Here is a 13,841-nt window from a genome sequence, read left to right as displayed (position 1 = left end):
TAATAAACGTTGAACAAGCCTTCCTGTTGCGTTACCTTTAGGCTTACTAATTATTGATGAATGGAAAGGGGATCTATCCATGTCCAAAAAACAGTTCAAAGCAGAATCGAAACGATTGCTGGAAATGATGATTAATTCCATTTATACGCAGCGCGAGATTTTTTTGAGAGAACTGATCTCGAATGCCAGCGATGCGATCGACAAGCTATATTACAGAGCGCTAACTGATGACCAAATGGTATTTAACAAAGAGGATTATTATGTTAAAGTCGTTGCCGACAAGGCAAACCGAACATTAACGATCACCGATACAGGGATTGGCATGACGAAGGAAGAGCTGGAGAATAACCTTGGTGTTATTGCGAAGAGCGGGTCTTTTGCCTTTAAGAAGGAAAATGAGCTTAAAGATGGACATAACATTATTGGCCAATTCGGCGTAGGCTTCTACTCTGCATTTATGGTGGCGGATGTGGTTACCGTTGTGACCAAAGCTCTTGGCAGCGATGAGGCGTTCAAATGGGAATCAACTGGCGCGGACGGTTACACGATTGAGTCATGCGAGAAGGATTCCGTTGGTACGGAAATTGTACTTAATATTAAGGAAAATACCGAAGATGATCAATACGATGAGTACTTGGAAGAGTACCGTTTGAAGTCGATCATCAAAAAATATTCTGATTTCATTCGCTACCCAATTAAGATGGATGTGAAAGGCCAACGGCCAAAAGCAGATGCAGAAAACGAGTTTGAGGAATATGAAGAAGAGCAAACCGTTAACAGCATGGTGCCGATCTGGCGTAAAAATAAAAATGAGCTGACATCGGAAGATTATGATCAGTTTTATTTTGAAAAACGTTACGGTTTCGATAAACCGATCAAGCATCTTCATATTAGTGCGGATGGCGCTGTTGTGTACAATGCGATTTTGTATATTCCGGAGAGCACACCTTTCGATTATTATACGAAGGAATATGAGAAGGGGCTGGAGCTTTATTCAAATGGCGTTCTAATTATGGATAAATGCTCAGACCTGCTACCGGACTATTTCAGCTTCGTTAAAGGTATGGTTGATTCGGAGGATCTATCGCTCAACATTTCTCGTGAAATGCTGCAGCATGACCGTCAGCTGAAGCTGATTGCGAAGAACATCAACAGCAAGATCAAGAGCGCGCTGCTTGGCGTATTGAAGGATGACAGAGAGAAGTATGAATCGTTCTACAAAGCATTCGGCAGACAGCTGAAATTCGGCGTATACAATGATTACGGTGTGAACAAAGAAGTGATTCAAGACCTGCTTATGTTCCACTCCTCGAAAGAGAAGAAGCTAGTTACACTGGACGAGTATGTGTCAAGAATGAGCGAGGATCAAAAGTACATTTATTATGCTTCCGGTGAATCGATTGAGCGGATTGATCGACTTCCGCAAACCGAGCTGGTAACGGATAAAGGCTTTGAAATCTTGTACTTCACGGACGATATTGATGAATTTGCTATCAAGATGGTTGCGAAGTATAAGGATAAGGAATTCAAGTCGGTATCAAGCGGCGATCTTGGTATTGAAGAGGACGAGAAGGACAAGGAAACGGCCGAAGAGCAGGATGCTAATAAAGAGCTTTTCGAGCAGATGAAAGAAATTCTTAACGATAAAGTAAAAAGCGTAAAAGCTTCAAAACGCCTTAAAACACACCCTGTGTGCTTATCTACTGAAGGCGAAGTAACGATTGAAATGGAAAAAATATTGAATTCGATGCCGAACAACCAAGATGTAAAAGCAGACAAGGTGCTCGAAATTAACGTGAACCATGAAATTTTCCAATCGTTGAAGGATGCTGCTGGGCAGGATAAAGTGAAGCTGGCTCTTTATACAAGCCTGCTTTACAACCAAGCGCTTCTCATCGAAGGTTTGCCAATTCAAGATCCAGTTGCGTTTACGAACGATATTTGCAAAGTAATGGTTTAATAGAGCAAGCGACAAGCAAGTGTAAGAAGCCCGTACGGGGTCATTCCCGTACGGGCTTTTTTTCTACGACAGAACAATTATGGATGCTGACCATAGCTACCGATAAAATTACACGAGGCGTGTATTGTGCTTGCGCAAAATATAATTAATCATGGTATTGATTATTATTCCGGATATAATAGCACTACAAGATAAGAAATAAATGAATAAGAATGCAGAAACAAATAAATAAACATTATTCATTGCATGAATAAATGTAAAGCCGCAGAGGAGGGTTTATAGATGATACGGATAAAACGCCGGCTGAACTTAATTACGCTTATTTTGCTGCTCATGTGTATTATTATTGTTCCGGTTCTTATCCAAGGTTATATGTTGGGCAAAGGAGCGGTTACGCAAGTGGAAACGTTGTACGACAAATCGGTTTCGAGCAATATGGAGTCGCTCTCCATCAGCTTGGACTTTTATGTGAACCATATCGAGGATTATATTCGCACCTTGTCGCAGGATCAGGAATTGCAGAGGCTATTAAGTCGAAATGATAACGCTCCCATAAATGAACAGGCAATCAGAGATCGACTCAAGACATTCACTGCTGCGTATCGGTTAAGAGTGCCCTTATACGTACAAATTATTAACGATCAAGGGGAAGTATTCAGCAATAGCGTTTTGCATGACACAGAAGTTGAACGGTTAAAGCAAGTGGTGCAGCAGTTTAATTGGCCTTCCGAGAGGATACCTTATGATAATAACATCATGTATCGCAATGTAGGCCCCAACTTTCACGATCTCTCGGAGGGGCAGAACGCCTTTTATTTTACGAAAAACATTGTACAAGGCAATTCGGCGCTAGGCCTCTTAAACGTAGAGATCAACGAGAGCTTATTTCAGCGGCTGCTGCGCAAAATCCAACTGAACAGCTCAACCCTTGCGTTTATAAGCCAAGAAGATGGCGAATTGCTGATATCTAGTGAAGACGATGACGACCGTCTGCAGGAGCTGTCCAGACAGGCCATATCGAAGGCGAAGGTGGACGGCGGGGGATATGAAAGCTTTCTGATTCAGTGGAACGGCCAAAGCTACTTTTGCTCCATCCAAAACATTCCCTTCTTAAGATGGTATTTAATTGCGTTAACGCCGGAAGAGCTTTTGGCAAGTCCCACTAAGCAATTGTGGAGCCATACGCTCACGGTAACCGTGTCGTCCATTCTTTTGATTTCACTTATCCTGTATATATTCACAAGAAAAGCGATGATACCTGTGCTGAATTTATCAAGGATGGTTCGGAAAATACGCTTTAATGATGCTGGGCAGGGGCAGGACGTCATTGGAAATTTCCAATACAAAGGCTTGGAGGAAATCGAGATTTTATTCTCGGGCATTCAGCAAATGCTAAGCCGGATTAATGAACAGATTGAGCGTATTAAAACGGATGAACGGGAAAAGTCGAGCCTGGAGCTCAATCTCTTGCTGTCCCAGATCAAGCCTCATTTCCTGCATAATTCGATTAATTCGATCCGTTGGATGGCGGAAATGAAGGGCGAGAAGATGATTGCCCAGACTCTTGTTAATTTAAGCAGCATGCTGAACTATACACTAAGCAAATCACGGACCATATGGAGCACGGTGGGCGAGGAAATGGATTATGTCAGAAGCTATATTGCGTTCCAGGAAAAACGGATGTTCATCAAAATTGAAACGATATGGGATGTGCCGCATGAGGTGCAGGGTGCAAGAATATTGAAGCTGACGCTGCAGCCGATTGTCGAGAATGCAATCTTGCATGGATTTACTAATCTTGATGGAATTACGCCACAGCTGACGATTACCTGCGCGATGGAAGGGGAGCAGGTACGGGTGGAGGTTATAGATAACGGAGTCGGAATTGAAGAAGGCTCCATTGCCGGTATGCTGATAACGGATTCCAATGAGTATGAGGATGAGGATGAGGAACGAACCTCGGGGATCGGGCTTAAAAATGTGCATCGTCGCTTGCAGCTGGAGTATGGCGAAAGGTATGGCATCGAAATTCGAAGTGCAGTGGGTAAAGGGACGAACGTAACGCTTACCTTTCCCTATATCGATCATAATGGAGGAGATTCGGAATGAAAGTGATGATTATTGAAGACGATATGCTAGTTAGAATGGGGATCAAATCATTAATTCCTTGGTCTGAAATGGGGCTGGAGGTCGTCTGCGAAGCCAGAGACGGAGTTGAAGCTGTTGAGCTGTACGAGAGATTTCTGCCGGACATCGCACTTGTAGATATTTTGCTTCCCAGAATGAATGGGCTTGATTTTATTGAGAAGGTAAAGCCCTTAAATCCGGACGGGGAATTTGTTATTTTGACCTGCAACCAAGATTTCGAAACGGTACGCAAATCGCTGCGCCTGGGCGTTCATGACTTTATTGTAAAATCCACGATGGAAATTGAGGAGCTTCAGCTTATTTTGAAGCAGCTGACAGCCAAAATGAAAGCAAAGCTGCTGGAGCATCATTTTCAGGAAGAAGGGACACCGGAAGCGGGTTCAAGATTCGTTCGTAAAGCCAGCTTATTAAGAGATTGGCTGCACGGCTTGTATAACAGCGAAGAGACAGAAGCGTTTGCTGAGAAGCTGGGAGAGTATAAATATTTTCTGCAAAAGGGAGAATATGAGGCATGGGTTGTGGCATTAGATCCTTCTCAGGATGAATCCAAATTAACTTCCCAAGAAATCGTTAAAATAGGCCATTCGATTGACCATATGGCTGTTGAACTTTACCGCAGCAGGCTGATTGGGTTCGTGGAAAACATAAATGATAACCGATGGCATGTATTGGTAAGCAGCACGAATAGCTCGGATATTGACCCGAAGCAGTTGATCGACTCGGTTTCGCAGTATTTGGGCCATACTCTATCCATTGCTGTGAGTAAAAGGTTTATAGACTGGCGGGAGTGGACTGTGTATGATCGTTCAGCTAGCGATCTGCTAAGCCTCAAATATTTTTGTGAAAATGACCACTTGTTTCAGGGCGAGCTGCCTGAAGCAACGCTTTCCGATGCCGTGTTTATTTGGAAAAAGGCGATAATGAACAAACTGTCCAGCTTTCAATACGAGCAGGCAGGAGATCTGCTGGCAAACCTCAAGCAGGTCGTCGGCCCGCCATATCCCAAACCAAACCTGCTGCACAATGTACTGGAGGATATTTTATTCCAGCTGAAGCAAATCTGCGAAATGTCGGGACGGCGTCCATCGGAGACTTATTTCCAAAGATCTGAGCTGCTGGACTGCGTTTCATTAACGCAAGCGGTGCATTTGTTATACAACGCTATCCATGTGCTGCAGGAACCGGCATTCAAAGAGAAGAACGGCCATGAAAGAAAGAAGTTTGTTGAAGCCACCGAGATGTTTATTCAAGAGCACAGGTTTGATGAAATTAGTTTAAATGCCATCGCAATGCATCTTAAAGTAAGCCCTGTATATCTCAGCAGAATATATAAGGAAGAGAAAGGGATTTCTTTTAGCACCGCTGTTTTGACAGCCAAGGTGGAGCAGGCCGAAACGATGATCCGCAGCGGAATGACCTTAACTGAGGTTTCGGACAAGCTGGGTTACTTAAACTTAAGCTCGTTTACCCGTATGTTTAAGAAAATAAAGGGGATTGCCCCCTCACACTATGCAGATGCTGAAAAGAATTAAAAGATGTTAACTGCGGCTTGAAAAATGATAAATGGCATCCTCTTCGGATATAAAGTGATAAATCAAATGGTTGGCTTAGGAGATTCATCTGCTTATGGAAAGCTTCTATACTAGGAAGCAAGACATCAACTAACGAAAGAAGGAAGGTTTCCATGAGAATGAGAAGATGGTCTGTTTTAAGTATAGCTTTAATGATGCTGGTTACAATGACGCTTTCTGCATGTTCCAAGAATGAAAATGAAAGCGCTTCTACCGGTGGAGAAGGACAGGAGAAAGTCAACATTGTTTTCTGGAATTCAGGGTTTGCGACCATTGATGAAAATAACAAAGCGAAGAAAAAAGAAGACTTCTACATTTCTCAGGCCGTTGCAAGGTATGAGAAGGCTCATCCCAATGTGAAGATTGATGTGCAGGACGTACCTTCGGGAGATGAGCTATTTGCTAAATTCCAAACGGCCAGCATTGCCAAGAACGGTCCTGATTTAACGGTACTCTGGTCAGGTTCCTATATGCTTCGGTTTAAGCAATTTTTAGAGCCGATGGATAGTTACTTTTCAGGCGAAGAAAGATCCAGAATCGTTGGATGGAGTGCAACAACGGAAGACTTTACGGCCGATGGCAAAGCCTATGGCGTTCCATTTGGGACAGACGGAACTTTTCTTCTAGCGTATAACAAGAAAATTTTTGCGGATGCCGGAATCGATCCCATTGCCCAGCGCCCGAAAAATTTTCAAGAGTTTGTGGCTATGCTGGAGAAAGTGAAGACGAAGGATATTACACCGCTTGGTTTATTTAAAGACAGCTTCCTTCATGTACCGGATTATTGGATTGCTCAAACGGTGGATATTCCGGGCCTCGACAGCTTGGTCAAAGGCACAACCAATTTCTCCGATCCTAAGCTGGTGAATGTCATGAAGGGCTGGCGCGAGCTGTTCGAGAAAAACTTGGTCATTGCCGATGATTCAGTTCGACAACTGTTTATTCAAGAGCAGCTCGGCATGACGGTTGGAGCAAATGCGGACATCCTGAACTTCAGCAAGGAGATGGGCGACAAGGTCGGCTTTATGAAAATTCCAGACTTCAGCGAGGATGTCAAAATCCACGATGGCGGTCCTGGCGGGGTGGGCGCTGCGTTTGTGGTGACGAACTACTCGGAGCACAAGAAAGAAACGGCTGATTTCGTCAAATTCCTGATGAGCAAGGAAGAGCAAATCAACAAAATTAAGTCGGGCGAAGCACGCATTACAGTCGTCAACGATGTGGATGTGAACGAGTACGTATCCGATCCGCTAGTGAAAACGATGCAGGATATGGCCAACGAACCTAGCACTATTTTCTGGCCGGACAATGTTTACCCAGCGGAGCTGACAAGCGAGATGATGTCGCTGCAATCCCTGGTTTCCAGCGGGAAAATGACGGCAGAGGAATTTATGAAAAAAATCGACCAGAAACGCGATTCGCTTCTGAAAAATAAATAGGCGGTTAAGGAGCGGCCTTCATAGGAAAGGAGGTCGCTTTCTACCAAAAGGCAAGGAGGAATAGAAGGATGGGTCTCAAGCAAGAACGATGGGTAGGTTTGTTCTCCTTGCTGCCGGCTTTTCTGTTACTAGCTGTATTCGTAGGTTATCCCATGTTTAACACTTTTTTTCATAGCTTTACAGAATGGGATGGGGTCACTTCTACGTTTGTTGGCTGGGATAATTTTAAGACGATCCTTAGTAATGGCGATTTGCCGCTTATGCTGCGCAACAATCTGATCTTTTTATTATCGGTACCGGGCATCTTGTTCATATCGCTTACGGTATCGGTTCTGCTGCATGAGGAGGTTCCGGGGTGGCGCTTGTTTCGTTCGGTGTATTACTTGCCGGCGATCCTCTCCTCGGTCGTTATCGGTTTTTTGGCAAAATCCATGTTTACGAACAAAGGGATCGTGAATACGCTTCTGGAAAATGCCGGACTTGGCGCGTTCACGACGGATTGGCTGAATACGGTGCCGACCGAATTTATGATCTTGATTTTATGTTTTTACTGGCAGACGCTGGGCCAAGGAACGCTCATTTTTTTATCGGGGTTATCTTCGATCTCCAATGAATTGTTTGATGCGGCCAAAATAGACGGAGCCAATTGGCGTCAGCGATTAATGTACATCGTCATCCCGTCGTTATATCCAGCGATATTTTACTTTACGATCGTCAATGTTATTTACGTTTTTGTCGGGCTGTTTGGCCTTGTTTATTCGATCACAGGCGGCGGGCCCGGTTACGAGACAACACCGATCGATTATATGATTTATATTCAAGCCTTCCGAAGCGGAAATATGGGCTATGCGAGCGCGCTTTCGGTATTCTTGTTCTTCATTGTTATGTTCATTACCTGGATTCAGTTGAAAATATCCAAGCGCTTGGAGCAATAGGAGGACATTATGAAAACAGCCTCTAGAAGAATGGTTAGATTTCTGATTTTTATCGTGCTCGCTGTCATTGCCTTCATGGCGATGTATCCGTTGTTCTACATGGCTATCAGCAGTATGAAGCCGACGATAGAATATATCAAACATCCGATGGGTCTTCCAAAAACCTGGTATTTTGATAACTTCATCGCACTCATTTATCGTTTCTCTCTCGTTCGGTTGTTTGGCAATACGCTCGTCTACGTAGGACTCAGCTTAGTTGCTTCCCTAGCCTTGTCTATTCCAGCGGCCTATGCTTTTGCCAAATTAAAATTCAAATACCGCAACGGGTTTTATATTATTATGATCGCTACGATGACCATACCGGGTATTACTTTTATCATTCCAAACTATTTGTTGATGTCAAAGATCGGCTGGACCGACCATATCATATCCGTGGTGACCATCTGGTCTGTCTCGGCTATTCCGAGCACGGTCTTCTTACTCACTTCACTAATGAGAGCCATGCCCGATGAAGTGCTCGAAGCGATAAAAATAGACGGTGCCAAATATCATCAGGCGATGTTCAAAGTGATTTTGCCCATGAGCTTGCCAGGCGTGGTCACGGTTTCGATCTTTAATGCGACGAACTGGTGGAACGATTTGTTAACCCCGCTCATCTATTTGCAATCGGATGGCTTAAAGACCGTAACCGTTGCGGTGGCGACTGTGCTCAATCGGTTCAGCTCAGACTACCCGCTGTTATTGTCAGGGCTATTGCTTGCTTCGCTACCGCCCATTGCGATTTATATTATTTTTCAAAGCTATATTCGTAAAGGGCTGGTTATTGGAGCTGTTAAATAAACGATATCGAATGAGGATAGGAAAGGATGTCATCACATGAGTACGAAGCAAGGACGCCTCTTTTCAAAAGTAGCGATTATTACAGGAGCGGCATCAGGAATCGGTAAAGGAACGGCGCTGCTCTTTGCTGAAGAAGGCGCGAGTCTTATCCTGGTCGACATCAACGAGGAAAAATTAAACGATGTGGCTGCCGAAATTCGCCAAATGGGCGGAAGCTGCGAGATCGTATGCGGCAGCGTGGGCCTGATGAAGACGGCTGAAGATGCGGTGGCAAGCGCGGTCAACGCTTACGGCGGGCTTGATATCGTTTTTAACAATGCGGGCATTATGCCTGTTGGCGATATTTTGGATTATGAGGAAGAAACTTGGGATGAAGTGCTGCAGGTTAACTTAAAGTCGATGTTCTTAATGTGTAAAAAGGCGATCCCTGAGATGCTCAAGAGAAATGGCGGTTCCATCATTAATACTTCTTCGGTCATGGCCTCCTTAACGGAGCCTGGCTATACCGCTTATTCTGCTTCCAAAGCAGGCATTATTGGTTTAACCAAAGAGATTGCCGTCTCCTATGCCGAGAAAGGCATCCGCTGCAATTCGATTTCGCCAGGCTGGGTGGAGACGGATATGAACGTCCGTCTTGCCGAAAGCATGGGCGGAATGGATAAATTGTACCCGATCATTAAACAGCAGCAGCCGCTCGGAAGAATGGCAACGACGCGCGAAGTCGCGTATGCGGTGTTATTCCTAGCCTCCGACGAATCGGTCGTCGTTAATGGCTCTAATCTAAGCATTGACGGAGCAGCATCGGCTGCGATTTGATAACAAGCCCTCATTCAAAATCATTCACTCTCATATGGAGGTTATACCTATGGCTAAAATTAGTATTATCGGAGCAGGCTCTGCGATGTTCTCCCTCAGCCTAATCAAGGACATCTGCTTGACGCCTTCTCTTGAAGGCAGTGTCGTCAGTTTTATGGATATCGATGAGCAGAGATTGGAAAGCGCATATTCCCTTTGCGAACGCTATGCCAAAGAAGCTAATATCCATCTGGTGCTGGAAAAAACGACGGACCGGAGAGAATCGCTTAGTGGAGCCGACTTCGTCGTGCTTGCTGCGCTGGTCGGAGGCCATCAGCGTTTGAAGGACGGATGGGATATTGCCCAGAAGCACGGTTATCGGTTTGGCGGGAGCCTGCATGTGATGCATGACGAAGGTTTCTGGATTAATTTCGATCAGCTGCGCCTGATGGAATCGGTTATGCTGGATATTTTGGAAATTTGTCCGGACGCTTGGTATATGCTCGTGTCCAACCCGGTCATGGCGGGCGTAACCTACTTGCAGCGCAAGTATCCACAAGCCAAGCTAGCAGGCTTCTGCCATGGTTCTAACGGGGTAAAAGCTGTGGCTGAGGTGATCGGACTTGACCCGAATCATATTACGTATGAGATTCCAGGCGTGAATCACTTTATTTGGCTGACCGAGTTCCGATACAAAGGGGAAAATGCATTTCCTATTTTGGATCGCTGGATCGAAGAAAAATCGGCTGCTTATATTGAGAACTGCGCTACCTGCGACTGGTTAGGTCCCAAAGCGCTTGATCTCTATAAGAAATTCGGCGTATTTCCAATTGGCGATACGGGAAATCCGGGCGGCGGCTCTTGGCCGGCTTGGCACCATGCGGATCAAGAGACGGAGCAACTCTATAAGGAAGACCCTCAGGCTTGGTGGCGTGATCTTTACTTCGCGGGAGGTGCAGCTGGCGTAGAGAGGATTCGGAAGGTTTCCGAAAATACGACAGAAGCAGTTATGGATCATTTCCCGCCAGTGCATTCGTCAGAACCAATGATTCCGTTTATTGAAGCGATAGCATGTGATGTGCCTAGAGTGATGATCCTTAATATATTGAATGACAGCAACTACGTGCCGGGTATCCCGCTCGATTTTCAAGTGGAAATTCCTTGTTACGTCAGTGGAATTGGCGTTCAAGGCATTAAGACCAAAGGCTTGCCTAAGCCTCTGATTAACTTTGCGCTTCGTGATCGTGTCGCTCCCGTGGAAATGGAGCTGCAGGCCTATGATAGCGGGAATCTTGAAGATCTTGTTCAGCTAATTATGATGGATCCGTGGACCCGTTCCGAGAAACAGGCTCGTGCGCTGCTGGATGATATCCTTAAATTGCCTAGCCTTGCTGCGATGAGACAGCACTTTAATTAAGGAGGCAGGCAGAATTGGCTATCGAACAGTTTGAGCTTTATGGGGAAACGGCAATAAGGGTACAGAATGAGGAGCTGGCGTTCACGCTGGTACCGGCTTGGGGAAGCAACCTGCTATCTTTGCGATTAAAAAATAAAGATCTTGAATTGCTGCGATTTCCGGAAAGTCAGGAGATGTTTAAGGCAGATCCTATCTTGTATGGCCTGCCGATCCTCTTCCCTCCCAATCGCATTGCCGATGGCAGGTTCGCTTTTTATGGCAGGGACTATCAGTTTGATATTAATGATGCTGCTGAACACAATCATACCCATGGCTTATTATTTGATGCGCCGTGGAAGCTTCTACGGGCGGAGGCAGAGGGAGAGAGGATCGTACTGGAGACGATCATTCATTCCGATGAGCATGAAGCGATTTTAACTCGGTTTCCACATTCATTTAGTGTTCAAATGAGTTACATCTTGGAGCGGGCAACGCTCACGATTAAAGCGACAATCAGCAGCCAGGATGCCGCGCCATTTCCTTGGGGACTGGGCTATCATACGACCTTTAATTATCCGTTCGACCGCTCTGGAGATCTGGCGAAATGTCGATTCTCTCTCAATGCGGATAAGCAGTGGGTGTTGGACGAACGTTTCTTGCCAACCGGCGAACTAGTGGATATTCCTTATTTGGAGGAGCTGCGCGAGGGGAAAAGCTTAGTCGAGCACGCGCTGGACGATGCGTTTCAGACAGCAGAATCGGGAGCCAATGAGGCAGTGCTGACCGATCTGAATTCCGGCATTCGCGTTGTGTACAGCGCGGACGAGCAATTTAAGCATTGGGTGGTCTACAACCATGATGCACGGCAGGGTTATTTGTGCCCAGAGCCTTATACTTGGATAACGAATGCACCAAACTTGCAGCTTCCGCAGGAGCTGACGGGCTTCCGTGTTCTTCAGCCTGGCGAGCAAGTGACAACAACAACACGAATTCGGATGGAAGAGGTGATTTGAGCATGTCTTTGCGCAGTGACCGATGGTTTAAACACCCGTTGAAGGAAACGCGATTCCAGCATCTGTCGGCCATGAGGGCTAATGGACATGTTCCCGAATCATTTGTAGGCAAGCCTATTATTGGCATCTTCAACTCCTGGAGTGATTTGAATAGCTGTAATGCGCCCCATAAAGAATTAGTCGAGTTTGTCAAACGCGGAGTGCTGCTTGCCGGAGGATATCCGCTTGAGATGCACACGATCACGACACCTGCTGATTTTATGAAGCCTTCCGATCTGCCTTATCGCAATTTGATGGCGATGGACGTTGAGGAATCCATTCGGGCATTGCCCATTGACGGTGCAGTGCTGCTTTGCGAATGCGATAAGACAACACCCGCCCAGCTTATGGGTGCAGCGAGCAGCAATATTCCTTCGCTGCAGCTTGCTGCCGGACACCGGGCTTCGGGTTCCTTTCGCGGGAAGAAAGTGAATTATGGTACGGATCTTTGGAAGCTGATGGATGATTACAATGCGGGCCTTCTGACAGACGAGGAATGGAGCGAGCTGGAAAAATGCATTTCATGCACGCAGGGCGGATGTCCTGTCATGGGCACCTCCTCTACGATGAAATGCCTATCGGAGATTCTCGGCATGATGCTGCCAGGCACCTCCACGATTCCGGCCACGCATGCCAGCCGTAAATGGGCAGCCGAAGAAACGGGTAAACGAATTGTTGCGATGGTTAGGGAAGAGTTGACTCCGGCTCGTCTAATGACGGAAGCTGCATTCGATAATGCCATCAAGCTGCTGGCAGCGCTTGGCGGCTCTACCAATGCGGTTATCCACTTAACTGCGATTGCAGGGCGGCTCGGGATCCATATCCCTTTGAAGCGCTATGAAGAAAAATCTAAGGGCATCCCGCTTTTGGTCAATCTCCAGCCGAGCGGAGAGTACAGCATGGATGATTTTTTTGAAGCAGGCGGGCTTGGAGCGGTGATCAGCAGACTGCTGCCCGAGCTGGATGCGACTTGTCTGAGCGCGCTTGGAACAACGCTTGAAGAATGTTATCGCGATTATCCAGCCTATACGGATACGGTTATTTATTCGGTGGCCGAGCCCTTCAAATCGGAAGCGGGCATTGCCATACTAACAGGCAATCTCGCTCCTGCGGGAGCTGTTCTGAAACGAGCGGCTAGTTCCTTAATCAGTCACCGGCATAGAGGCCAAGCCATAGTATTCGATAGCTATGAAGAGATGAATGAAACCATAGATAGCGAACAGCTGGAGGTCGATGAGACCTCCGTGTTAGTGCTGCGAAACTGCGGACCGGTGGGAGCAGGGATGCCCGAATGGGGAGCGCTGCCGATTCCGAAGAAGCTGCTAAAGCAAGGAATTCGGGATATGGTACGAATCAGCGACGCCCGAATGAGCGGAACTAGCTTTGGTACGAATATTTTGCATGTTTCGCCGGAAGCCCAGCTTGGAGGGCCTATCGCTGCCATTCGAAGCGGGGACTGGATTGTGGTCGATCTGGATCACGGTACGATTAGCGTAGAGCTAGCGGATGTGGAAATACGTGAGCGTCTGCGTGATTGGTCGCCTGTTCGTTCGCATAAGCGAGGGTTTATGAAGCTGCATGCGGATCATGTATTGCAAGCCGACCAAGGCTGCGACCTTGATTTTCTGCGTCCAAATTCGAAAGAGGAAGCTAAATTTATAGAACCAATCGTCGGACGAGGTTAAGAGAAGTTAGTCATTCACCT

Annotated in this window: 10 protein-coding genes; all 10 read left to right on the top strand. The window is 46.2% G+C overall.

What is annotated here, in order from left to right:
* Positions 1–79 precede the first annotated feature (79 nt).
* The 10 genes from htpG to AC0VYE_RS29865 all read left to right on the top strand — a co-directional run bounded on the left by htpG (position 80) and on the right by AC0VYE_RS29865 (position 13,821).
* Positions 80–1,960 (top strand): molecular chaperone HtpG, encoded by a 1,881-nt coding sequence (htpG, locus tag AC0VYE_RS29910; protein ID WP_475444390.1) that lies wholly within the window; start codon positions 80–82, stop codon positions 1,958–1,960.
* A 282-nt stretch (positions 1,961–2,242) separates the two neighbouring features.
* Complete coding sequence (locus tag AC0VYE_RS29905) at positions 2,243–4,069, top strand: sensor histidine kinase (RefSeq protein WP_475444388.1); 1,827 nt, start codon at positions 2,243–2,245, stop codon at positions 4,067–4,069.
* Positions 4,066–5,640: a response regulator transcription factor gene (locus AC0VYE_RS29900; protein ID WP_475444386.1), complete on the top strand. Its 1,575-nt coding sequence runs from the start codon at positions 4,066–4,068 to the stop codon at positions 5,638–5,640. The genes AC0VYE_RS29905 and AC0VYE_RS29900 overlap by 4 nt, the downstream gene beginning before the upstream one ends.
* Positions 5,641–5,792: 152 nt before the next feature.
* A complete protein-coding gene (locus AC0VYE_RS29895) occupies positions 5,793–7,118 on the top strand; it encodes an ABC transporter substrate-binding protein (protein ID WP_475444384.1) in 1,326 nt (441 codons plus the stop codon).
* Between the two features lie 68 nt (positions 7,119–7,186).
* On the top strand, positions 7,187–8,053 hold the full coding sequence (locus AC0VYE_RS29890; protein WP_083681827.1) for a carbohydrate ABC transporter permease: 867 nt from the start codon (positions 7,187–7,189) through the stop codon (positions 8,051–8,053).
* Between the two features lie 9 nt (positions 8,054–8,062).
* Positions 8,063–8,893, top strand: a complete 831-nt coding sequence (locus tag AC0VYE_RS29885; protein ID WP_339205068.1) for a carbohydrate ABC transporter permease — start codon at positions 8,063–8,065, stop codon at positions 8,891–8,893.
* A 36-nt stretch (positions 8,894–8,929) separates the two neighbouring features.
* On the top strand, positions 8,930–9,709 hold the full coding sequence (locus tag AC0VYE_RS29880) for an SDR family NAD(P)-dependent oxidoreductase (RefSeq protein WP_441911994.1): 780 nt from the start codon (positions 8,930–8,932) through the stop codon (positions 9,707–9,709).
* Positions 9,710–9,758: 49 nt separating this feature from the next.
* The gene (locus AC0VYE_RS29875; protein WP_475444381.1) at positions 9,759–11,105 is read left to right on the top strand and encodes a family 4 glycosyl hydrolase; all 1,347 of its coding nucleotides are present in this window, start codon (positions 9,759–9,761) and stop codon (positions 11,103–11,105) included.
* A gap of 14 nt (positions 11,106–11,119) precedes the next feature.
* Positions 11,120–12,097, top strand: coding sequence for an aldose epimerase family protein (locus AC0VYE_RS29870; protein WP_475444379.1), 978 nt, complete (start codon positions 11,120–11,122; stop codon positions 12,095–12,097).
* Positions 12,098–12,099: 2 nt separating this feature from the next.
* Entirely contained in the window at positions 12,100–13,821 is a 1,722-nt protein-coding gene (locus AC0VYE_RS29865) for a dihydroxy-acid dehydratase (protein WP_475444377.1), read from the top strand.
* Positions 13,822–13,841 lie beyond the last annotated feature (20 nt).

The organism is Pristimantibacillus sp. Z349TD_6, assembly GCF_056173205.1.
This window is presented reverse-complemented; position numbering and strand designations above follow the sequence as displayed.